General features: G+C 59.1%; 20 protein-coding genes. 7 read left to right on the top strand and 13 right to left on the bottom strand.

Annotated elements, in window-relative coordinates:
- Positions 1 to 18: 18 nt before the first annotated feature.
- On the bottom strand, positions 19 to 1,470 hold the full coding sequence (locus tag Q0K17_RS01710; RefSeq protein ID WP_294539159.1) for a hypothetical protein: 1,452 nt from the start codon (positions 1,468 to 1,470) through the stop codon (positions 19 to 21).
- A gap of 137 nt (positions 1,471 to 1,607) precedes the next feature.
- Here Q0K17_RS01710 and Q0K17_RS01705 point away from each other — a divergent pair, with 137 nt between their 5' ends.
- Complete coding sequence (locus Q0K17_RS01705) at positions 1,608 to 2,381, top strand: AraC family transcriptional regulator (protein WP_294539156.1); 774 nt, start codon at positions 1,608 to 1,610, stop codon at positions 2,379 to 2,381.
- A gap of 71 nt (positions 2,382 to 2,452) precedes the next feature.
- On the opposite strand, the gene Q0K17_RS01700 is transcribed toward Q0K17_RS01705, so the two are convergent.
- The 5 genes from Q0K17_RS01700 to Q0K17_RS01680 all read right to left on the bottom strand — a co-directional run bounded on the left by Q0K17_RS01700 (position 2,453) and on the right by Q0K17_RS01680 (position 6,414).
- Positions 2,453 to 3,340, bottom strand: a complete 888-nt coding sequence (locus Q0K17_RS01700; RefSeq protein ID WP_294539154.1) for a DUF368 domain-containing protein — start codon at positions 3,338 to 3,340, stop codon at positions 2,453 to 2,455.
- A 218-nt stretch (positions 3,341 to 3,558) separates the two neighbouring features.
- Positions 3,559 to 4,086, bottom strand: a complete 528-nt coding sequence (locus tag Q0K17_RS01695; RefSeq protein WP_294539152.1) for a cyclophilin-like fold protein — start codon at positions 4,084 to 4,086, stop codon at positions 3,559 to 3,561.
- An 8-nt stretch (positions 4,087 to 4,094) separates the two neighbouring features.
- On the bottom strand, positions 4,095 to 5,261 hold the full coding sequence (locus tag Q0K17_RS01690) for an iron-containing alcohol dehydrogenase (RefSeq protein WP_294539149.1): 1,167 nt from the start codon (positions 5,259 to 5,261) through the stop codon (positions 4,095 to 4,097).
- Positions 5,262 to 5,288: 27 nt separating this feature from the next.
- Positions 5,289 to 6,155 carry a DUF3737 family protein gene (locus tag Q0K17_RS01685; protein ID WP_294539146.1) on the bottom strand — a complete coding sequence of 289 codons (867 nt, stop codon included), beginning with the start codon at positions 6,153 to 6,155 and terminating at the stop codon, positions 5,289 to 5,291.
- A 7-nt stretch (positions 6,156 to 6,162) separates the two neighbouring features.
- The gene (locus Q0K17_RS01680) at positions 6,163 to 6,414 is read right to left on the bottom strand and encodes a hypothetical protein (protein ID WP_294539143.1); all 252 of its coding nucleotides are present in this window, start codon (positions 6,412 to 6,414) and stop codon (positions 6,163 to 6,165) included.
- Between the two features lie 175 nt (positions 6,415 to 6,589).
- Here Q0K17_RS01680 and Q0K17_RS01675 point away from each other — a divergent pair, with 175 nt between their 5' ends.
- Entirely contained in the window at positions 6,590 to 7,471 is an 882-nt protein-coding gene (locus tag Q0K17_RS01675) for a LysR family transcriptional regulator (protein ID WP_294539140.1), read from the top strand.
- Positions 7,472 to 7,615: 144 nt separating this feature from the next.
- Here the strand turns inward: Q0K17_RS01675 and Q0K17_RS01670 are convergent, their stop codons facing one another.
- Genes Q0K17_RS01670 through hypB form a run of 4 tightly spaced genes read right to left on the bottom strand, consistent with a single transcriptional unit; the run spans position 7,616 to position 12,562 of the window.
- On the bottom strand, positions 7,616 to 8,659 hold the full coding sequence (locus Q0K17_RS01670) for a DUF5692 family protein (protein ID WP_294539137.1): 1,044 nt from the start codon (positions 8,657 to 8,659) through the stop codon (positions 7,616 to 7,618).
- 33 nt (positions 8,660 to 8,692) lie between these two features.
- Positions 8,693 to 9,085 carry a hydrogenase maturation nickel metallochaperone HypA gene (locus Q0K17_RS01665; RefSeq protein WP_294539134.1) on the bottom strand — a complete coding sequence of 131 codons (393 nt, stop codon included), beginning with the start codon at positions 9,083 to 9,085 and terminating at the stop codon, positions 8,693 to 8,695.
- Position 9,086: 1 nt separating this feature from the next.
- Positions 9,087 to 11,855 carry an FAD-dependent oxidoreductase gene (locus Q0K17_RS01660; protein ID WP_294539131.1) on the bottom strand — a complete coding sequence of 923 codons (2,769 nt, stop codon included), beginning with the start codon at positions 11,853 to 11,855 and terminating at the stop codon, positions 9,087 to 9,089.
- 26 nt (positions 11,856 to 11,881) lie between these two features.
- On the bottom strand, positions 11,882 to 12,562 hold the full coding sequence (gene hypB, locus Q0K17_RS01655) for a hydrogenase nickel incorporation protein HypB (protein ID WP_294539128.1): 681 nt from the start codon (positions 12,560 to 12,562) through the stop codon (positions 11,882 to 11,884).
- A gap of 224 nt (positions 12,563 to 12,786) precedes the next feature.
- On the opposite strand from hypB, the gene Q0K17_RS01650 reads away from it, so the two are divergent.
- Positions 12,787 to 13,494, top strand: coding sequence for a GntR family transcriptional regulator (locus Q0K17_RS01650; protein WP_294539124.1), 708 nt, complete (start codon positions 12,787 to 12,789; stop codon positions 13,492 to 13,494).
- 30 nt (positions 13,495 to 13,524) lie between these two features.
- On the top strand, positions 13,525 to 14,148 hold the full coding sequence (locus Q0K17_RS01645; RefSeq protein WP_294539121.1) for a class I SAM-dependent methyltransferase: 624 nt from the start codon (positions 13,525 to 13,527) through the stop codon (positions 14,146 to 14,148).
- A gap of 61 nt (positions 14,149 to 14,209) precedes the next feature.
- Here Q0K17_RS01645 and Q0K17_RS01640 read toward each other — a convergent pair whose 3' ends face one another.
- Together Q0K17_RS01640 and Q0K17_RS01635 are read right to left on the bottom strand one after the other, a co-directional pair.
- The gene (locus Q0K17_RS01640) at positions 14,210 to 14,593 is read right to left on the bottom strand and encodes a VOC family protein (protein ID WP_294539118.1); all 384 of its coding nucleotides are present in this window, start codon (positions 14,591 to 14,593) and stop codon (positions 14,210 to 14,212) included.
- A 111-nt stretch (positions 14,594 to 14,704) separates the two neighbouring features.
- Entirely contained in the window at positions 14,705 to 16,762 is a 2,058-nt protein-coding gene (locus Q0K17_RS01635; RefSeq protein WP_294539115.1) for a penicillin-binding transpeptidase domain-containing protein, read from the bottom strand.
- Positions 16,763 to 16,889: 127 nt separating this feature from the next.
- Here Q0K17_RS01635 and Q0K17_RS01630 point away from each other — a divergent pair, with 127 nt between their 5' ends.
- Positions 16,890 to 17,363 (top strand): methylated-DNA--[protein]-cysteine S-methyltransferase, encoded by a 474-nt coding sequence (locus Q0K17_RS01630; protein WP_294539112.1) that lies wholly within the window; start codon positions 16,890 to 16,892, stop codon positions 17,361 to 17,363.
- A 22-nt stretch (positions 17,364 to 17,385) separates the two neighbouring features.
- On the opposite strand, the gene Q0K17_RS01625 is transcribed toward Q0K17_RS01630, so the two are convergent.
- The gene (locus Q0K17_RS01625; RefSeq protein ID WP_294539109.1) at positions 17,386 to 18,591 is read right to left on the bottom strand and encodes an aminotransferase class I/II-fold pyridoxal phosphate-dependent enzyme; all 1,206 of its coding nucleotides are present in this window, start codon (positions 18,589 to 18,591) and stop codon (positions 17,386 to 17,388) included.
- Between the two features lie 198 nt (positions 18,592 to 18,789).
- Between Q0K17_RS01625 and Q0K17_RS01620 the strand changes: the two genes are divergently transcribed.
- Together Q0K17_RS01620 and Q0K17_RS01615 are read left to right on the top strand one after the other, a co-directional pair.
- Positions 18,790 to 19,431, top strand: a complete 642-nt coding sequence (locus Q0K17_RS01620) for a helix-turn-helix domain-containing protein (RefSeq protein WP_294539106.1) — start codon at positions 18,790 to 18,792, stop codon at positions 19,429 to 19,431.
- A 293-nt stretch (positions 19,432 to 19,724) separates the two neighbouring features.
- Positions 19,725 to 21,086 carry an MATE family efflux transporter gene (locus Q0K17_RS01615; RefSeq protein WP_294539103.1) on the top strand — a complete coding sequence of 454 codons (1,362 nt, stop codon included), beginning with the start codon at positions 19,725 to 19,727 and terminating at the stop codon, positions 21,084 to 21,086.
- The last annotated feature ends 65 nt before the right edge of the window (positions 21,087 to 21,151 follow it).

Genomic DNA, 21,151 nt, shown 5'->3' with positions numbered 1-21,151 from the left:
CCTGCCGATAGGAGGGTGTCAGCGTTTGTTCAGAATATAGCACTTGACCTCGTGAGGCCGGAGGGTGGGGCGGATATGGAAGCTCTGCACGGTGCTGTGCTCCGTCTTGGGGCGGGAGGTTTCCTGCATGATCTCCACCTGGTCCGCGGTGGGATACTGGGGCGCCCCCAGCTTGAGCCAGTTGTGATAGGCGGAGGTATCTTCGTCCAGGGTGTACACCGTCTGGTCATAGGTTCCCTGCAGTTCCAGCGACAGATCCACCGTCAGTTCCTTGTTCTGGAAAATTTCCTCCCGCCGGGTCTCGGTGAGTTTGCTGCGGTCACCGTCAGCAAATTCGTCGGTATAATAGCAGTAGTTCCAGACAATGACCTGATAGTTGTCTCCGCTGCGGGCGACGACATGGTCTTCACCCACTTCCAGAATTTCTTCGCCCAGTTGGTTGAGCATCCAGAAAGCCCAGTAGGAAGGCTTTTTCACGTTGTCCACATTGATGAGGCCGAACCCGCCGTGGAACGGACTGCGGCCGGGGCCGTTCTCCTCAAAAATGTCGGTAAAGGTCCAGTATCCCAGGCTGTCCACCTTGCCATAGTTCTGGGTATAGTTGTACAGAAGGAACGAGGCCATGAAGGGGGTGTCGTGCACCAGATCCCGGGGACTGGGGGACGAATTCCACTCGGTGAGCATGATCTCCGCATCCGGGTAGGGAGAACCGTCCACGATGGAGCGGATGTTGTCCAGGAACTGCAGGCAGATATCCTTGCCGATGTATCCCATCCGCTCGGAGCCGTCGCCGTCCAGCGCCCAGCATGTGGGGTACGGATGGGCGCAGAAGAAATCCACCGGCAGATGATTTTCACTGACATAGCGGATGAATTCTTTCAGATATCCCAGGCCGTCCCGGAAGTCGGCACCGCTGGTGGAAGGGCCGCCCACCTTATATTCCGGACAGACCGACTTGACCGCTTCGGCCGTGACGGTATACAGCCGGAAATATTCCTGCTGGGTGCCGCGGAAGAAGGAATCCAGATTGGGTTCGTTCCAGATTTCAAAATACCAGGTCTTGAGTTCTTCCTCCCCATACCGTTCCGTCAGGTGCAGGATGGTGGCCCGGACCAGGTCATGCCACTTCTGATAATCGGTGGGAGGGCAGCCGTTGGCCTTCCACCAGAAGGTGGTGTTGGGCACTGTGGCCAGCTGGATGGGCATAAAAGCCAGCTCCAGGAAAGGCCGGATATGCACCGACAGCAAAAAGTCAATGAGTTTGTCCACATATCCGAACCAGTAGACGGGATTGCCGTTTTCGTCCTCATCGTACACGGCCATATCATCATGGAAAATGCCGTGGAAGCGGACATATTCAAAGCCGATGTCCTGCTGCAGTTCCCGCATCTGTTCCTGGAAGTCGGCGCGCAGCCCCTCGGTGGCCCGACCGAACGCGATACATTTTTTGAAGTATTTGTCGTTTTTCATGGTGGTTCCTCGCTTGGCAGATAACGTTTTCCGGTCGGGCTTTGCCCGCCGCCTTACAGGCACAGTGTACTCCCCGCAGCCTTGCCAACACAAGCAAGATGTTTTATACTTATAGACAAAAGTTCAGGTGGTGGCATATGATCGATTTTGAGGCGAACCGTTCGGACAAGCGGGAATATCTGTATCACAGCACCAACACGGACTTTGTTTTCCGCAAACATATGCATCGCAGCTTTGAACTGAACTATGTATTTGCAGGTGAACTGCTGTGTGAGGTGGATGGACACAAGTTCAGTGCCACAGCCGGCGAAGCGGTGCTGACCCTGCCGGGGCAGATCCATTCCTTTGCTACCGAGACGTTCAACGAAAGCATTCTGTTCATCTTTTCCAACGACTGGGTGGAAGATTTCTGCAACGATATGCGGGGCACGCGGTTCCTGCCCCCGGTCTGCCGGTTTGAGAGTGATGCCTTTGTACAGATCCTGTGTGATCCGCGCACCAGCAAATACCGGATCCGGTCTGTACTGTACGACGTGTGCAGCCGCTTTTATGAGACATGCGACCGGGAGAAAGCCAATGAATCCGACTACGCCCTGACCAACGCCATCGCCGCCTACATCGAGGAGCATTACCAGGAAAAGGTCACCCTGACAGGCATGGCGGAAGCGCTGGGATACAACCACTGTTATCTTTCCGGTTTCTTCAACCGGCATTTCGGGGTCGGGTTTTCTGCCTATGTCAATGGATATCGCATCCAGTATGCCAAAGGGTATCTGGCCGCCACCGACAAGAAAATCACCGAAATCGCCTCCCTGTGCGGATTTGAGACCATCCGCAATTTCAACCGCATCTTCCGCCAGGAATTCGGCATGACCCCCAACGAATACCGGCGCCTGCATGCCGGAAACTGAATCCATACAAAAAGCCCGCCTTCCCTCCCGGGGAAAAGCGGGCTTTGTCAGTATGGGATTACGGTATCGGCTCAGACATCTTCCTTGCTGCCCATGAGCCAGGTGACCCAGGCGCCCAGGGCGGCCAGCACCAGGCCCACAATGAGTTCGACCACCGAGAAAGCGCCGAAGGCATTGGCCGAGTACAGGATGGCAAAGGGAGAGGACAGGATCAGGCCGATGATGGCGGCAAACGTCTGGCTGGGGAAACGGTTGAACAGATACTCAATGATCTTGGCAATGAGAAAGATGCCCAGCACCACACCGATGGCAAAGGGAACCAACAGCAGGCAGTTATGCACCACACCGCCGAAGTCGCCGTCCTTGAGCATGGTCACCGTGCCGGTGACCAGCGAGAGGATGGTGCTGTAATAGCCCAGGACCATGAGAACCATGCTGCCGGACACACCGGGGATGACCATGGTGGCACTGGCGATCAGACCCAGCAGGAACAGGATCACGATGGTGACCGGATCAATGGTCAGGGTCTTGATGGCACCCTCGGCCCCCTGCACCAGCGGCAGGCCCACGCCGATGGCCAGCAGCACCAGGAAGCTGATGACCTCTCCGGCGCCGATACGGCGGGAGGGCTTTTTCTCGATGTTCTTGCGCAGGTTCATCCACAGGATGGGCAGGCCGCCCAGGATCAGGCCCACAAAGGTCAGGCAGGTGGCCAGCACAAAATTGTTGAGCAGGTATTCCAGCAGGAAGCCGAAGCCCACAATGCCGATGACCATGCCCACCCCCAGAGGGATCAGCAGGCGAATGCTCTTTTTGAAGTGCTTGAACAGGCCGGTGACCGCGCTGATCAGCTTGTCGTAAATACCCATGGACACCGCCATGGTGCCGCCGGAGACGCCGGGAATGACGTTGGCGATACCGATGACGATACCGCGCAGGATGTTCAGTACAGCGTTCATTCTATGTGTCCTTTCTGTCAGGAGTTTTTCACACCGAAAGGCCGCGCCGCTGTTGGCGGGCGCAGGCTCACAATGACTACTAATACCGCATACCGCCTTTGGGCGCAAGGGGGCGCGGAAAGTTTTTTCCTGTCTGACGGTCAGATTTTGCGCATATACGGGATATTGAACAGCAAAAAGCGGCAGCTGCCCCAAAAGCAGCTGCCGCCGGAAAGTTTTTACCGGGAAAGCGTGATGGATGTTTCACTGCCGCCGAAAGCCTGCCGCAGTTCCTCGGCGGAGGCATCCTGAATGGTGGCCAGACGGGTGTAGGCCCAGGTGTTGGCGCCATAGAAAAAGACGATGGAGTCCCCCTGGTACAGCATCACATCCCCCGGCCGGGTGGTGATGCGGCTGTCCGCCTGCGGCAGATCCTGGGGCAGGCTGCCCACCTTTTCAAAACCGCCGTAATTTTCCGCCTGGATGGTGACGGGGCCGTCCGCCAGCAATTCCATCAGGGCTTCGGCGGCTTCCGTATCCGCCGGGACGGCGGTAAAAGTGGTTTCTCCGATCTGAATCTGCATGATGGCTTCCTCGCTTTCTTTCTGTAGCGTCTCTTCCCCGCTTGCTTGCTCAGGGGTGGCAGGTGCTGCCGCGGCCGGGGCAGGGGTCGGCTGTACCGGAGTCTGCATCGGCTGCTGGCGGGCGCAGCCGGTCAGCGCCACCATCAAAACGACCGCGGCCGCCCGCAGAAAGCCGGTTTTCACCACAATCCTCACAGGCTGGCCCGCAGGATGGCGATCACATCCTCCCGGGTCAGGGTCTTGTAGCCGCCGGTGAGCAGGAAAGTACCGTCGGCGATGCCCTCGATCATCTCCTCGGTAACGCCCAGTTCCCGGATATTCATGGCCACGCCCAGTTCCTTCATCCAGCCTTCCATGGCGGAAAGTCCGGCTTCGGCCAGTTCCTTTTCGGTCATGCCGGTGGGATCAATGCCCCACACATTGGCGGCAAACCGGGCAAACTTGGCCGTTCCGTAGGGCAGGATGAACCGGTAATAGGCCATAGACACAGCAGACAGGGTCATGCCGTGGGTGGCATCGGTGTAAGCACCGATGGACTGCCCGATCATATGCACTTCCCAGTCGGTGGATTTGCCCATAGCCAGCAGGGTGTTCAGGGCCCAGGTGGCTGCCCACATGATGTTGCTGCGGGCCTCATAGTTCTGCGGGTCCCGCACCGCGATACGGGAGCTGTGTACCAGAGAGCGCATCAGACCTTCGGCTATGTAGTCGGTGGTGTTGTCGTCCTCACCGGAAAAATACTGCTCGCAGATATGGTTGAAGGCATCATAAATGCCCGCCACCATCTGACGCATGGGCACGGTATAGGTATAGGTGGGATTCAGGATGGTGAAGCGGGGCATGACATTGCTGCCGAACACATGGCCGATCTTGCGCTTCTGTTCATGGTTGGTGATGACCGAGCCGCCGTTCATCTCCGAGCCGGTGCCCACCATGGTCAGCACGCAGCCCACCGGGATGATGGGATTGTCCACCTCTTCCATGCGCAGGTAGTATTTGTCCCAGGGGTCCTCGGTGCACCAGGCGGAAACCGAGACCGCCTTGGCGTAGTCACACACGGAACCGCCGCCCACGGCCAGAATCAGGTCCACCTGATGGTCTTTGGCCACCTGGCAGCCCTCATACAGCTTTTCCACCGTGGGGTTGGGCATGACGCCGGGTACCTCAAAGACCTGCTTGCCGCAGTCCTGCAAAATGGAAAGGATCCGGGCATACAGACCGGATTTTTTTACCGAACCGCCGCCGTAGGTCAAAAGGACCTTGCTGCCGTATTGCGCCAGCTCTGCGCCCAGCTGGTCCAGGGATTGTTCGCCGAAATGAACACGGGTGGGATTGCAGTAGGTAAAGTTGCCAAGCATGGGGATTCTCCTTTCTGAAACAGAGGTTCATGCGCATCCGCCGGTCTTGCAGCTGCCGATGCGCTTGCAGATGATCTCGCCGTGGGAGTCCGGGTCGTCCCGGATGACCTGCCCCACTTCCGGCAGTTCGATCCGGCCGGAACGGGGGTTCTTGATGCTGAGAACCGGCGTGGTGATGGTGGCGCGGACTTCGCTCTTTTCAAAAGCCAGGTCGGTGTCCACCATCTCGCAGTTGATGAGCTGCAGTCCCTTGCAGTAGCACAGGGGCTGGGTACCGATGATCCTGCAATTCTCAAAGGTGACGTTCTCGCAGTACCAGGCCAGGTACTCCCCCTTTACCACGCTGTTGCGCACCACCACGTGTCTGGCATGCCAGAAAGCATCCTTGGTGTCGAAGCTGCAATGGTCAAAGGTAGCATCCTGGATGTACTGGAAGGAGTATTTGCCTTTCAGGGTCACGTTGGTGAACTGCAGGTGGTCCGACCGCATCATGAAATATTCACTCCGGGCGGTGCAGTCTTCCATGGTGATGCCCCGCACCGACCAGCCAAATTCCGGAGAGTCGATGTCACAGCGGCGCATGGTCACATTGTCGCACTCCCGCAGGGCCTTGATGCCGTGAAGGTTGGTATCGGTGATGGTAACGTTGCGGGAATACCACAGCGCGGCGCGGCAGAGTTCGGTCATCTCGCCGTCGTGAATCACCAGGTTGGTATCATGCCAGAAGGGATACCGCAGATTGAAATAGCAGTGTTCCGCCGTGATGTCGGTGCCTTCCTTGAAGGCGCTCTCCCCGTCTGCCGGCCCGTCAAAGCGGCAGTCGGTGACAAAGATGCCTTTCTGCCCGTACAAGGCCCGCTCTTCATCAAAAGTCTGGTTTGCAATCCGTTTCATGGATGAGTCATCTCCCGTTGTCGTTGTCGGATGCCGGACTGTCCAGGCAGTAGGCCAGATAGTCCAGACAGCTGATCTGTTTTTCCTGCTTATGGATGCGCTGCAGCAAACAGCGGCGCTGTTTGGCCAGCAGGCGCATCTGTTCCCGGTGGTCACCTGCCTGCCAGCAGGCCAGAAAGCCTGCAGCGGCCTGCGGCGCAAAACCAGCGTCCTTCAGGTTCTGGCGAACCGTTTCCGGGGTAAGTTCCTGTGTTTCCATCCGACCGTCCTCCCGTTCCTCGGCAGACTTTTTCCCGTCTGCCTTGGTATGCTCTCAGTGTAGTCCTTCTGCCGCAAAATAGCAAATACTTATATTTTATATTCAGAAATGCCTTGCAAGCATATCATATTTCTGGTAGTATAGGGACAATAAAGGAAGTACAGGAGGGTCTTTTATGGAATTGCGGGTACTGCGGTACTTTTTGACCATTGCCCGGGAAGGCAACATCACCAATGCGGCCAACGCCCTGCATGTCACCCAGCCTACCCTGTCCCGCCAGATCCACGATCTGGAAGAGGAGCTTGGCCAGCAACTGTTTGTGCGCGGTAGCCATAGTGTGACCCTGACCCCGGAGGGAATGCTGCTGCGCAAACGTGCCGAGGAGATCCTGGATCTGGTGCAGAAGACCGAGCAGGAGTTTGCCCAGACGGAGGAGGCCGTTTCCGGGGAGGTGTACATTGGCGCCGGTGAGACGGTGGGGGTCCATTACCTGACCCGGGCGGCCCGACAGCTGCAGGAATCCTATCCGGACATCCGCATCCATATTTCCAGCGGCGATGCCACCGACGTGCGGGAGGATCTGGACAAAGGGCTCATTGACTTCGGACTTTTGTTTGCGCCGGTGGATCTGTCCCGGTATAACGTGATCCATCTGGCCTACCAGGACACCTGGGGTGTGCTGATGCGCCGGGACAGCCCTCTGGCACAGAAAGCAGCGCTGCGTTTGTCCGACCTGAAAGGACAGCCGCTGATCGTATCCCGGCAGATATACAAAACCAGCCGGCTGCAGGAATGGTTCGGAGAACCGGCCGGTCAGCTGCAGGTGGTGGGCACCTACAACCTGGTTTACAACGGGTCCCTGATGGTGGAGGATGGTATGGGATACGCCCTGTGTCTGGACGGCATCATCAATGTGACCGGCGACAGCCCGCTGTGTTTTCGCCCGCTGGAACCCAGGCGGCAGGCAGACATGTACATTGTATGGAAGAAATACCAGATCTTCTCCCCTGCCGCCGAGCGGTTTCTCAATGTGCTGCGGGATATGGAAAAAGCCTGACAAACTTTATCCGCGGCAGGGACAGGAAAGACAAAAAAGAAGAGAGATTGCCTCCCCCATTTCCGGGAAAGGCAATCTCTCTTTTTTGGTTGTACCGGTCCGTCCGCCCCGTTTGGTCTGCCAAGGCAGCCTGGGTACGGCGGGTTACTGTTCTTCGGCGCGTGCCATAGCCAGCTGGAAGTCCCTGGTATCGGTGAAGATCTCGTTGGTGTAGGGATTCTTCTTCTGCTCGATGGAGCGCTTGATAATGATGGCCAGCACGATGACATTGGCAGCCAGGGCCAGCAGTGCAATGACGCCCTGCATGGTGGGGTCGGCCGCCGTGGGATGGGTGGCCGGATCCATCACGCCGTCCACATACAGCACGGGAATGGTGGCAAAGACGCCCTGATCCTGGAACAGCGGGAAGACCTGGGCAAACATGCACCACAGGGCCAGGGTGTTGGCGCGGTTCTGGATCCAGCCGCCCTTGTTCCACAGGGCGTTGGCAAAGGTGGGTGCCAGCAGCAGGGCCAGACCGCAGTACCAGGCGTGGGTGGGCAGGTTGTTGTAGGTGTACTCAAAGTTCCACAGGTCGTAGGCGACAATGTAGAAGATGGTCATATCCGGCCAGAGCATGTCCTGCTGTTTCTTGGAGGAATAGATGCCCCACCAGCCGGTCATGCACAGGATATTCAGGATACCGGCGATGCCGTTGACCCAGTTCCACCAGCCGCCGTAAACCCAGACGTTCTCGCTGGACAGCCACCAGCGGCTGCCGGTTTCGGCCAGAGCCATGGCCCCCCGGATGCCGGACTCGAAGTCGCTGGCCACGGCGATGAGGATGTTGATGCCCACAATGACAAAGGGGAAGGCCTTGAACCAGTGGGTCTTGCCGATGCCCCACTTATACTTGAGCATCATGAAGCCGATGCAGCCGATGGTGGCGGCATAGAGCTTGGCATAATGGAACCAGCTGTTCATGTACAGGTAGGTGGGGTTATTCAGCGCCCACTCAGCCCCCATAGAGGCTCCCACAGCCACCGCAATGAAGTAGACCGTCAGGCCTGCAGGCAGAATCAGGAAGCAGAAGATGCCGCCCTGCTTGGTACGGCGGGCCAGCTCATTGACAAGAATGAGCCCCACAAAAACCAGCAGCCATCCGAACAGCTGCCAGCCGGCGTTTTCGCCGTAGATCTGAAACAACATACAAAATTCCTCCGTTCAAAATAACGTTTTATCTTACAGTGTGTCCGGGGAGGGAGTTTCTTTCGATTCCGCTTCTTCCTCTTCGGGCACTGTAATATCCCGGATCATGGTTTCGTTGCCCTGTATCAGATGCGTATGTCCGCTGCCGCATCCGGGGCAGGTCCTGCCGTGAGCCACGGTGGGGTACACAAGGCCGCAATCCTCGCAAAGGGTCTTGGCGGGGATGGTCTCCACCTGCAGTCGGGCGCCGCGCAGCATATCGGATCTGGCCGCCGCCCAGTTCCAGCAGTCCTGAAGGTAGTCTTCCAGCACGCCGGAGACCTCCCCCAGTTCCAGCGTCACCGCGTTGACCCGCTTGACGCCGTTCTGGCGGCCCACTTCTTCCACGCTGCGGATGATATGAAAGACAATTCCCAGTTCGTGCATCTCAGTCTTCCTTCTTGCCGAACCGGATTCTGAATTCCCGCTTGAGCATATAAGGCAGGATGGCCTTGAATTTATCCTCGCTGCGTACCATGGTGCTGCACTCGGGGCGTTCACGGGAAAGGTGGATGGCGTCGAATTCGCACTTGGTGGTGCAGACGCCGCAGCCGATGCACTTGTTGGGGTCCACCACCGAAGCGCCGCAGCCCAGGCAGCGGGAGGTCTCCTTCTTGACCTGTTCCTCGGTGAAGGTCTGGTGGCCGTCCCGGAAGGAGCGGTGATAGTCGATATCCTGGGCCATGCCGGCCACCTGACGGGCGGTGGTATCGTAGCTTTCCAGGGCCAGGTCGGTCTTGTCCAGCTCGATGAACTGGCGGCGGTTGCGGCCGATGGTCATGCTGGTGTTGGGCTGGACAAAGCGATGGATGGAGACAGCCCCTTCCTTGCCGGCGGCGATGGCGTCGATGGCAAACTTGGGACCGGTGTACACGTCGCCGCCCACAAACACGTCGGGCTGGGCGGTCTGGTAGGTCAGGGAGTCAGCCACAGCACGGCCGCCCCGGCCCAGCTCCACCTTGCTGCCTTCCAGCAGGTTCCCCCACTGGATGCTCTGGCCGATGCTCAGGAACACATGCTCACATTCCACCGTGACGGTGTCGTTGTCATCATAAGTGGGGTTGAAGCGGCCTTCGGCATCAAACACCGACAGGCAGCGTTTGAACACCACGGCCGTGGCCTTGCCGTTCTCGGTCAAAATCTCCTTGGGGCCCCAGCCGCAGTGGACCTTGGCGCCCTCTTCCTCCGCCTCGGCGACCTCGCCGGGTGTGGCAGGCATCTGGTCCCGGGCTTCCAGGCAGAACATATCCGCCGAGGAAGCACCGCAGCGCAGACCGGAACGCACCACGTCGATGGCTACGTTGCCGCCGCCGACCACCACAATGCGGCCGCTGAGATTGATCTTCTCCCCTTCGTTCACGCGATGGAGGAGCTCCACAGCGGTGACCACGTTGGGGGCGTCCTCACCGGGGACACCGGCCTTGCGGCCGCCCTGGCAGCCGATGGCCAGATAGAAGGCCTTGTACCCCTGGGCACGCAGCTCGTCCAGGGTCACATCCTTGCCCACTTCCACGCCGCAGCGGATCTCCACGCCCATCTGACGGATGATGTCGATCTCGGCTTCCACCACGTCCTTTTCCAGTTTGTAGGAGGGGATGCCGTAGGTCAGCATGCCGCCGGGCTTCTGATTCTTTTCAAACACGGTGGGATGGTAGCCCTTTTCAGCCAGATAATAGGCGCAGGACAGACCCGCCGGACCGGCGCCGATGATGGCGACCTTCTCACTGAAGCCGCCCCGGTTGGAAGGCGGGTTGATGGGCGGGATGTAGCGGGTGGCCGCTTCCAGGTCCTTCTGGGCAATGAACTTCTTCACCTCATCAATGGCCACCGCCTGGTCCACGGTGCCGCGGGTGCAGGCATCCTCACAGCGGCGGTTGCACACCCGGCCGCACACCGCCGGGAAGGGATTTTCCCGCTTGATGAGAGCCAGCGCTTCGGTATAGCGGCCCTGGGCAGCCATCTTCAGATACCCCTGCACCGCAATGTGGGCAGGGCAGGCCGTCTTGCAGGGAGCGGTGCCGGTGTCGTAGCAGTTGATGCGGTTGTTGTCCCGGTAGTCGATGTCCCACTTTTCCGGGCCCCACTTCACGTTGTCGGGCAGTTCCTGGCGGGGATACTCCACCGGCCCGTGGCTGGTGCACAGCTTCTGGCCCAGCTTGACCGCACCGGCGGGGCAGTACTCCACGCAGCGGCCGCAGGCCACGCAGTTTTCCGGGGTGACATGGGCCACATAGGCGGAACGGCTCATATTGGGGGTGTTGAACAGCTGGCTGGTGCGCAGGGCGTTGCAGATGTTCACGTTGCAGTTGCAGATGGCAAAGATCTTGTTTTCGCCGTCGATGTTGGTGATCTGGTGCACAAAACCGTTGTCCTCGGCCCGCTTCAGGATGCGCATGACCTCGTCGTAGTCCACATAGTGGCCCTTTTTGGTTTCCACCAGGTAGTCGGCCATGTCACCCACACCGATGCACCAGTCCTCCGGGTCGTCGCCGCAGCCCTCCCCCATCCGGGCCCGGGACATACGGCAGGAACAGGGACTGGCCGCATATTTGCCATCGTACTTTTTCAGCCAGTGGGAGATGTGCTCGATGTCCACCGACTGGTTTTCGGTCTCGATGGCCTTTTCCACCGGGATGACATGCATGCCGATGCCGGCGCCTCCCGGCGGCACCATGGCGGTGATGTGTTCCAGCGGCAGGAAGGTCATCCGCTCAAAGAAGGCGGTGACTTCGGGGTTGTTTTCGATCTGGCTCTTCTGCATGTTGAAGAACTCGGCACTGCCGGGTACGAACATGGGCAGCACGTACTGCTTTTCATGGCGCTCGTTCTCCCAGTTGTATTCCAGCAGGCCCACATAGCTCATCTGGTACAGAAGGGGTTCCAGCTCCTCGGCGGATTTGCCGGTGACCTTGACCAGTTCGGGCAGGGTCATGGGTTTGCGGACCTTCATCTTCAGGGCCACATCCGCCATCTCATCGGTGATGAGCCCCGCCAGACCCCAGTACTCCGGGTCTTCGGCGGTGAGGGGACGCAGTTTGGCCGGGATGCGGTCGGTGATCTTCTGGCCCAGTTTGAGGATCTTTTCCCGGGGCTTTTCGTCCTTGGAAATCTTGAAGGGCAGCTTGCTCTCGTCCAGAGGAAAATGGGTCTGGCTCATGGTCGGTTCCTTTCTGTGTAGTGTCCTTACTGCTTGTCCGGATTTTTCCAGGCCGCAACCTGGGTGCGCAGCCAGTCGGCCCACTGGTCAATCCCCTCCCCGGTGCGGGCACAGATAGGAATGACCTTGGCTTCAGGGTTGCGCATGCGGATGTATTCCTTGCATTTTTCCATATCGAAATCAAAGTAGGGCATCACGTCGATCTTGTTCACCAGCACCACATCGCAGACGGTGAACATCAGCGGATACTTCAGGGGCTTGTCATGGCCTTCCGGCACCGAGAGGATCATGGCGTTCTTGACCGCGCCGGTATCAAACTCCGCCGGACAGACCAGGTTGCCCACGTTTTCCAGAATGGCCAGGTCCACGTCTTCCAGGCCCAGGCCTTCCAGTCCCTGGCGGGTCATATCGGCATCCAGGTGGCACATGCCGCCGGTGTGCAGCTGGATGGACTTGGCACCGGTCTCGGCAATGGCTTTGGCGTCCACGTCCGAGTCAATGTCCGCTTCCATGACGCCGATGCGCATCTCATCCTTCAGCGCCTCGATGGTACGCCGCAGGGTGGTGGTTTTGCCCGACCCCGGCGAGGACATGAGGTTGAGCAGGAACACGCCTTTTTCCTTCAGCTGGCGGCGGACCTCATCGGCTTCGCGGTCGTTGGAGGCAAACACGCTCTGCTTGATCTCCAGAATCTTTACCTTTTCCACGGGAATCGTCCTTTCTCCTCTGTTTGTGGTTCTGCCACACGCCGGCACATTGGCCGGAGGCACACTTTCTTTTGTGAATAGTTTAACGCTCATTGAGAAAATGGTCAATAAAGTCCGGCCATTTCCGTGAATATAGAAAAAGCAAGGCTTTTTATTTGGTGAAATGTATGATAAAATTCATGTATGGTATGTGGTATAGCCACAGCCCAGAGAGGAGGTCCGCCATGGAATTTGAAAAGCTGAATGCGCCCAGTCTGAAGGATCTGTTCATCCAGCAATTGCAGCGGATGATTCTGTCCGGAGAACTGGCTGTGGGGACGCAGCTGCCCCCCGAGCGGGAGCTGGCCCAGCGAATGCAGGTAAGCCGTGCGGTGGTGAACGGAGGCATGGCCGAACTGGCCAAACAGGGCTTTGTGGAGGTGCGGCCGCGGCAGGGCGCCGTGGTGGCGGACTACCGCCGCCGGGGAAACCTGAGCACCCTGATCGCCATCATGGAGTATCAGGGCGGCGTGCTGGGAAAGGAGGAGGTCCAGTCCATCCTGGAAGTGCGCATGGCGCTGGAACATCTGGCGGTGGCCAACGCCATTGACCGGGCTTCCGACGAGGCCCTGGACAGACTGGGCAGGCTGCTGGCCGCCATTGCGGAATGCACCACCCCGGCACAGGCTGCCGAAGCCGCCTGGACATACCAGCATGAACTGGCCCTGGTAAGCGGCAACAGCATCCTGCCGCTGATCTACTATTCCTTCAAGCCTCCGGTCATTACCCTGTGGACCCGGTTCTGCCGGCTATACGGTATCGGGGCATTGTGCCGCAACACCGAAAAACTGTACGATCTCATCCGTGCCCGGGACAAGGAAGGCGCAGCCCGGTGGATCGACGAATATCTGGGGCAGGCCATTTCGGGCAATCAACAAATTTATACCGAGTAAATCCATCATATGGAAAAGAGGTAGAATCCCATGAATCTCCAATGTCTGGACCGGCACTGTGCGGTTATTGACAAGCAGGATGTGGTGCATTTTTTTGATGAGCTGGCTGCCGGCTGGGACCGGGACCTGGTCGTGGACCGGGACAAGATCAACCTGATTCTGGACGCAGCCGGCATTGAGCCCGGTGTGCGGGTACTGGATGTAGCCTGCGGCACCGGGGTTCTGTTCCCCTTTTACTGCCAGCGGCAGGCGGCCCATGTGCTGGCCGTGGACATTTCCCCCGAAATGACCAAAATCGCGGCGAAAAAGGCACAGCCGCCCATCCGGGTGATGTGCAGCGATATCCAGGCTTTGCAGGGCAGCGGTGATTATGACTGCTGCGTTGTCTACAACGCCTTTCCCCATTTTGCCGATCCGGCCGGATTGCTCCGGGACCTGTCCGGCTGGCTGCGCCCGGGAGGACGCCTGACCGTGGCGCACAGCATGAGCATCGCCCAGCTCAACCGGCATCACGCCGGACGTGCGGCCCGCGTGTCCATGGGGATGCTGCCTGCCGCAGAGCTGGCCGAGCTTTTCAGCCCCTGGTTTGATGTGGATACAGCCATTTCCGACCAGGAGAAATACATCCTTTCGGGAACCCGGAAGATGTCGTGACCCATCCGTTTATACAGGAAACCGTCCGGGACATGCCGCGCACGTCCCGGACGGTTCCGTTTTATTCGTGAATTTCGATGGGCAGGCCATCCGGATCAAAGAAAAAGGTCATCTTTTTGCCGGTGTAGTCGTCCAGACGGACGGGCTCACAGGCGATTCCCAGGTTTTCCAGTTCCTGCACGGTTGCCTCCACGCTGTCCACATGAAAGGCCAGATGGCGCAGACCGCAGGCTTCGGGCCGGTTCACCCGCCTGGGCGGGTCCTTTTCCGCGAAGATTTCCAGCTCTGTCTGCTCGTTCACCCGCAGATCCAGCTTCCAGTCTTCCCGGTCCGGCCGATAGTTTTCCCGCAGGATCGGAAAGCCCAGTTTTTCCACATAGAAAGTCTTGGCCGTCTGGATATCGGAAACAATGATGGCAATATGATGGATGGCATTCAATTTCATGCCGGACACCTCTGTCTTTCCTGTTATTCATCTCTGTGGTCGGGGCTGTCGCTTCCCGTTTGTGCTCATTGTACCATACCGGCCTGGTGCCATACAACCGATCCCGCCGTTTTACTCGTCGGCAGCCGCATCAAAACTGCCGGTGGTGTCCAGCGTGATGGCAGACTGCCGCCGCACTGAGGTTCCCGCTGCCGGGTACAGGCTGGTGACCCGCTCTCCATCCCCGATGACGGACGCTTCCAGACCGTATTCCGCCAGCTTCTGCCGTGCGGCTGCCACCCGCCAGCCGGAAACGTCCGGCACCTGGGTGAAGTATTTTTCCAGCTCGGCTTCGGTATAGCTGGGTTCGATGCCCAGATACGGCAGGGCCTGTTCCAGGACCTCGGCGCAGACCGGCCCGGACAGCGCACCGCCGCTGGTGGTCCAGCTGTGGGGTTCATCCAGGCAGACCAGCACCGCGATTTTAGGGTCATCAATGGGTGCCACCGCCACAAAGCTGGCAATACGGGCAGAGGCATCCTCGCTGTCCAGTTTCTGGCTGGTGCCGGTCTTGCCGCCCACCCGATAGCCGGCCACCGCACCGTTTTTTCCCGTTCCGTCTGTGACAACGCCTTCCATCAGGGTGCGCATGGCGGCGGAAGTCTGCTCCGAAATGACCCGACGCTTCACCGTCGGTTCCACCGTCCTGACCGTCTGTCCGTCCGCGTCGGTGACCGATTGCACGATATACGGCTGCATCAGGTTGCCCCCGTTGACGATGGCCGCCACGGCGGTGATCATCTGCAGATAACTGACCTTGCTGCTCTGCCCGAAAGAACAGCTGGCCAGCTCCACCGGCCCCATCCGGTCGGCGGTATAGTATTCGCTGCGCTTGATCTCCCCGGGCAGATCAATGCCGGTGGCTTCCCGCAGACCGAAAGCCGCAAAATAATCACAGAACGCCTCTTTTCCCAACCGGGCCCCCACCTGGATGAAGCAGGGGTTGCAGGAAGCCGCCAGCCCCTGAGCCAGGGTCTCCAGCCCGTGGATATGCCCGTTGGCGCAGCGGAACGTGGTGCCCGAAACCTTGATCTTGCCCGCACAGACAAACTGGGACTCCGGGGTGACCGCTCCGGTATCCAGGGCCGCCGCGCAGGTGATGAGCTTGAACACGCTGCCCGGTTCATACAGATCGCTGATGGCTTTGTTGCGCCACTGGGCCTGCTGGGCAGCCTGCAGCGCCTGACTGCGCGCCTCGCCGGACAGGGCATTGACCGCCGCACGGGTCTCTTCATCCACAATGGTGCGCGGGTCATTGGGATCATAATCCGGCTTGGTGGTCATGGCCAGAATGGCGCCGGTCTGCACATCCATGACGATCCCCACCCCCCGGGCCGCCACCCGATGCTCGGTCACCGCCGCCGCGAGCGCCCCTTCCAGCATATGCTGGATGTTGGCATCAATGGTCAGGGTCAGGCTGTTGCCGGGTACCGCCGGCTGAAGAGTGCTGTACTCTTCCGGCATATCATACCCCCAGGCATTCTTGGCCGTGAGGACCCGTCCGTTTTCTCCGGTCAGGTCCTCGTTGTATTCCAGTTCCAGCCCCCACAGACCGGCGTTGTCCACATCCGTGAATCCCAAAAGGCAGCCCATGAAATCCCCCTGGGGATAGACCCGCCGGGTATCCTGCCGGATCTGGATGCCCTGGGCGTCGTTTTCCTCACACCAGAGACGGACCGCGTCGGCGGTGGCCCGGTCTACCCTGCGGCGCAGGAGGCAGTCATTGGAGCTGCGCTGGCTGAGTTTTTCCAGGGTCTCGGCTTCGTCAATGTCCAGAATGGCACTGAGCGCTTTTGCCGCAGGTTCCACCAGCTCATCGGCCAGTTCCCGGGGTGCAGCCCGGATGGTCCAGCAGGTCTCACTGGCCGCCAGCAAAGTGCCATCGGCCGAATAGATCTCGCCCCGGGCCGCCGGGACCACCGTATCCCGCAGCTGTTGGTCAGCGGCGTGGGCCGCGTACCCGTCCGGGTCCACCAGCTGCAGCCAGAACAGGCGCCCCAGCAGCCCGCCAAAGCAAAGCACCGCCAGACAGCCCGCAAACACCCAGATGCGGCGGCGGATGTGCCGGTCAAGACCGGGTGTGACGGGCCGCCAGACAGAACCGGCCCGATCCGTCTTCTTTTGATTCATGGCGCTGCCCTCCCCTGTGTTGTTCTTTTCACAGAGGTATGCGGCCATCCGAAGCGGTATGCCCTTGCCCTTTGGGGGCATAGCGTGTATGATGAGAAAAAGCGAAAAGAACGGGAGGATTTCGGATATGCAGCCATCCATCAAAGCCGTTTTGTATCACAGCACACCGGTGGGACTTTTACGGCTGTGCGCCGATGAATCCGGGGTATGCGGGGTATATTTTGTGCGGCAGGCCACCGAGGCAGCCTGTCCGGAGAATGCCTTGCTGCAGCGCACCGCCCGGGAACTGGATGAATACTTTGCCGGGAAGCGGAAGGCGTTTGACCTGCCCCTTTCCCTGCACGGCACACCGTTTCAGCTGCGGGTGTGGGCGGCGCTGCAGCAGATCCCCTACGGAGAGACCCGCAGTTATGCCCAGGTAGCCGCCATGGCCGGCAATGCCAAGGCCTGTCGGGCGGTGGGTATGGCCAACCACCGCAACCCGGTCAGCATCCTGGTCCCCTGCCACCGGGTCATCAACGCCGACGGCGGACTGGGGGGATACGGCGGCGGGCTGGACGTCAAGAAATTCCTGCTGACATTGGAAAAAGGCTGCCGGTGAAGGCAGCCTTTTTTGTTGGTATTTATGCGCGGAACACGTATGTATCCAGACGGCGGAAGGCTTCCTGCACACGGTCCAGGGGCAGCGCCAGATTCATGCGGATGGCGCAGGGACCGTGGAAGGGACGGCCGTCCTGCCATGCCACCCCCACGTCCCATCCGGCACGGAGCAGGTCATCCAGGGTACAGCCGTGGGCCGCACACCAGCCGCTGCAATCCAGGAACAGCATGTAGGTGCCTTCAGGGTGGGCCACCCGGACCCCCGGATACCGCGCCGCGATATGGTCGCAGGCATAGCGGACATTGCCACTGAGGACTGCGCAGAGTTCATCCACCCAACGGCTGCCGGCGTCACTGTACGCGGCGATGAGTGCGTGCATGGAAAGCACATTCATGGAATTGTAATGGGATCTGCCGCCCGCAGCCTTTACCCGGTCCCGCAGCCGGCTGTTGTAGATAATATGATAACTGCCGATGAGCCCCGCCAGATTGAAGGTCTTGCTGGGGGCATACAGGGCCACCGTGCGCTGTCGGGCATCCTCACTGACGGACTGGGTGGGGATATGCTTGTGCCCGTCCAGAAGAATATCCGACCAGATCTCGTCCGAGATCACATAGCAGTCGCAGCGGCGGTAGATCTCCATGGCCTGTTCCAGCTCTTCCCGGGACCAGACACGGCCACAGGGATTGTGGGGGCTGCACAGAATGGCTGCATGAATGTGGTTCTGGCGCAGTTTCTGTTCCATGTCCGCAAAATCCATCCGCCAGACGCCGTTTTCATCCAGATGCAGCGGGCTGTGCACAATGTGGTACCCGGCACTTTCCAGGCTGTGGGTAAAGCCGATGTAGGTGGGGCTGTGCACCAGGACCGCGTCCCCGGGAGCCGCCATGACCGACAGCGCGGATACCACACCGCCCAACACACCGTTCTCATAGCCGATATGCTCTCTGGTCAGCCCCTGCACCCCGTTGCGCTGTTTCTGCCAGCTGCAGATGGCGTCATAGTATGCGTCCGTGGGGCTGAAGTATCCGAAAGCCGGATGCTGGGCCCGCCGGGTAATGGCCGCGGGGATGTCCGGCAAGGTGGGGAAGTTCATGTCCGCCACCCACATGGGAATGACATCAAAACCGTCTTTTGGTGCACCGGGCGCTGTGCCATGCCCCACACCGTCCACCGCGATGGCATCCATGCCATGACGTTCCAGATGAGATGTAAAATCGTACTCCATACTGTATTCTCCTTTTTTCCCGTTCTGCATCCTTCGCACGGCCTGTTTTTCGGCGGAAAAAATTCCTGTTCCGCTTTGTGCAACTTGCCTGTTGCGAAAATTGGAAAATTTTGCTATCTTTTTTAATAAAGTGATATTCTTTTCAAATTTTGCTTACAAATCGGCTTGGCTGAGTCAAATATAAGGGAGAGTGTTCCTGTGAGCGACAACGAAATGTTAGAACTGGTCAAACAGTTCGTCCCTTTTTTGGGGGAAGTGTGCGGCTCCGGCACCGAAATTTGCGTGTATGATCTTTCCGTTCCGGAACAATCCTTGGTGGCCGTTTGTCATCCGCGGACCGGCCACACTCCGGGCAGTCCCCTCCCCCAGGCATTGCGTGAGGTGGCGGATGCCGGTTTTTCCGCACCGCAGGACTGGGTCACGCTTCCCCCCGGGCAGGGCCACAACGCAGATCTTTGCTGCCGGGTATGCCCCATCGGCGACGCCGCACACCCCGCAGGGCTGCTGTGCATAACCAGGGATCTCTCCCCCGCCAGGGAGCTGAACGGCGCTTTGCAGGCTGTGCTGGAACGGTTCGCGCTGGAACAGCCCCGGGAGGCAGCCCCTGCACTGTCCGTCCCCACCCTGACTTCCATGATGCAGCAGCGTGTCTCCGACGTGATCCGGGAATACGGCATTCCGCCGGCCCGGATGTCGGTGCCGGAAAAAGTGGAAGTGGTGCATCGTCTCAGCGAAAGCGGCGTCATGAACATCAAGGGCGCCGTCAGCGAGATTGCATCACAGCTTTCGGTGTCGGTCCCCACCGTTTACCGGTATCTGAACCGCCCCGCCAAACCATAAGCCATCCCCAACGGCTGTCCCGCACAGGCAGCCGCCTTTTTTATTATACCGCCGTCCGGCACATTTTGGTAGTGGTTCTTCCTCCGGTGCAAAAAAGATGCGTTCCCGGCAGGTGTCCCGCTCTCTTCCCCTTTTTGCCGGTTGTTTGCCGGGTATTATGCCCTTGTCTCCGAAAGCAAAAAGCGCAATATTTATGCGTTTTGCATCGATATTGACATTTCCCCGGGCAGGGGCGTATAATAGCCGATACACGGCATTTTGCCGAAACATGTGAAGGGGAAGTGCATCCAGAAATGACAGACACGGCACAGATTCGGGCGGGACAGCCCATGTTCAGCCGTAAGGCCCTGCAGCGGCTGATTTTTCCCATGCTGCTGGAACAGCTTCTGAGTGTGACCATGGGTATGGCGGATACCCTGATGGTATCCGGCGTGGGCGAAGCGGCGGTTTCCAGCGTAAGTCTGGTAGACAGCATCAATATTCTGATCATCCAGATCCTGTCCGCCCTGGCCACCGGCGGCGCGGTCATCGGCAGCCAGTACATCGGCCGGCACGACGAGGACAATGCCCGCCGCAGCGCCGCCCAGCTGTACACGGTGCTGGCGGTTTCCACCATTTCGGTCATGCTGGTCACCCTTCTGCTCTGCCGCCCCATTCTGCGGCTGGTATTCGGGCAGATCGATGACGACGTGATGAACTTTGCCCAGACCTATTTCATCATCAGCGCCATCTCCTACCCGTTTATCGGCGCGTACAACGCTGGCGCGGCTTTGTTCCGTGCCCAGGGTAACAGCCGCATCAGCATGCTGGCCAGCCTGGTCATGAACATCATCAACATTGCGGGCAATGCCCTTTTGATCTATGGATTCGGACTCGGCGTACTGGGTGCGGCCCTGGCCACCCTGGTGGGGCGTATTTTCGCAGCCTGCTGGGTGTTCTGGCAGCAGCAGCAGTTTGAAAATCCCCTGCGCATTGAAAAATGGCAGGATATGCGCCCTGACCGGACCATGATCCTGCGCATTCTGGGGATCGGTATCCCCTCCGGGCTGGAAAACGGCATGTTCCAGATCGGCAAGCTCTGCGTGAGCAGCCTGACATCCACCCTTGGCACGTCGGCCATTGCAGCCAATGCGGTGGCAAACTCCATCAGCAGCCTGACCAACATCCCCGGCAATACCATGAGCCTTGCCATGATCCCGGTGGTGGGGCAATGCCTGGGGGCCGGTGAGAAAAAGCAGGCCAAGCACTACGCCTGGCTGCTGCTGGGAATCGCGGTAATCGGGCTGGCAGCCACCAACATGGCCCTGTTCCTCAGCGCTCCGCTGATGTGCCGTCTGTACAATCTGAGTCCCGAAGCCACCATCATGTGTGAGCAGGTCCTGCGCTGGTTTGCGGTGTTCAGCATCTTCTTCTGGGCATGCAGCTTTACGCTGCCCAATGCCCTTCGCTCCGGCGGCGACACCAAATATACCATGTCGGTGAGCATTTTCAGCATGTGGCTGTTCCGGGTGATCCTGAGCTACTTCTTCGTGCTGCAGCTGCACATGGGTCTGCTGGGCGTATGGCTGGGCATGTTCATTGACTGGATCTGCCGCGGCATCTTCTTTATGGTACGGTTCGTGCGCGGCAAATGGATGGAACACAAGGTGATCTGATCCTCCCTGCCAAATCAGAATCAGGCGGTGGGCCTATCGGTCCGCCGCCTGATTTTTTTGCTGTG

The organism is uncultured Gemmiger sp. (assembly GCA_944388105.1).
Classification (GTDB): domain Bacteria; phylum Bacillota; class Clostridia; order Oscillospirales; family Ruminococcaceae; genus Gemmiger.
This window is presented reverse-complemented; position numbering and strand designations above follow the sequence as displayed.

Excerpts from the sequence above, each read along its gene's own strand:
- Q0K17_RS01710 (WP_294539159.1), bottom strand. The coding sequence starts at position 1,470 with ATGAAAAACGACAAATACTTCAAAAAATGTATCGCGTTCGGTCGGGCC.
- Q0K17_RS01705 (WP_294539156.1), top strand. The coding sequence starts at position 1,608 with ATGATCGATTTTGAGGCGAACCGTTCGGACAAGCGGGAATATCTGTAT.
- Q0K17_RS01700 (WP_294539154.1), bottom strand. The coding sequence starts at position 3,340 with ATGAACGCTGTACTGAACATCCTGCGCGGTATCGTCATCGGTATCGCC.
- Q0K17_RS01690 (WP_294539149.1), bottom strand. The coding sequence starts at position 5,261 with ATGCTTGGCAACTTTACCTACTGCAATCCCACCCGTGTTCATTTCGGC.
- Q0K17_RS01685 (WP_294539146.1), bottom strand. The coding sequence starts at position 6,155 with ATGAAACGGATTGCAAACCAGACTTTTGATGAAGAGCGGGCCTTGTAC.
- Q0K17_RS01680 (WP_294539143.1), bottom strand. The coding sequence starts at position 6,414 with ATGGAAACACAGGAACTTACCCCGGAAACGGTTCGCCAGAACCTGAAG.
- Q0K17_RS01675 (WP_294539140.1), top strand. The coding sequence starts at position 6,590 with ATGGAATTGCGGGTACTGCGGTACTTTTTGACCATTGCCCGGGAAGGC.
- Q0K17_RS01670 (WP_294539137.1), bottom strand. The coding sequence starts at position 8,659 with ATGTTGTTTCAGATCTACGGCGAAAACGCCGGCTGGCAGCTGTTCGGA.
- Q0K17_RS01665 (WP_294539134.1), bottom strand. The coding sequence starts at position 9,085 with ATGCACGAACTGGGAATTGTCTTTCATATCATCCGCAGCGTGGAAGAA.
- Q0K17_RS01660 (WP_294539131.1), bottom strand. The coding sequence starts at position 11,855 with ATGAGCCAGACCCATTTTCCTCTGGACGAGAGCAAGCTGCCCTTCAAG.
- Q0K17_RS01650 (WP_294539124.1), top strand. The coding sequence starts at position 12,787 with ATGGAATTTGAAAAGCTGAATGCGCCCAGTCTGAAGGATCTGTTCATC.
- Q0K17_RS01645 (WP_294539121.1), top strand. The coding sequence starts at position 13,525 with ATGAATCTCCAATGTCTGGACCGGCACTGTGCGGTTATTGACAAGCAG.
- Q0K17_RS01640 (WP_294539118.1), bottom strand. The coding sequence starts at position 14,593 with ATGAAATTGAATGCCATCCATCATATTGCCATCATTGTTTCCGATATC.
- Q0K17_RS01635 (WP_294539115.1), bottom strand. The coding sequence starts at position 16,762 with ATGAATCAAAAGAAGACGGATCGGGCCGGTTCTGTCTGGCGGCCCGTC.
- Q0K17_RS01630 (WP_294539112.1), top strand. The coding sequence starts at position 16,890 with ATGCAGCCATCCATCAAAGCCGTTTTGTATCACAGCACACCGGTGGGA.
- Q0K17_RS01625 (WP_294539109.1), bottom strand. The coding sequence starts at position 18,591 with ATGGAGTACGATTTTACATCTCATCTGGAACGTCATGGCATGGATGCC.
- Q0K17_RS01615 (WP_294539103.1), top strand. The coding sequence starts at position 19,725 with ATGACAGACACGGCACAGATTCGGGCGGGACAGCCCATGTTCAGCCGT.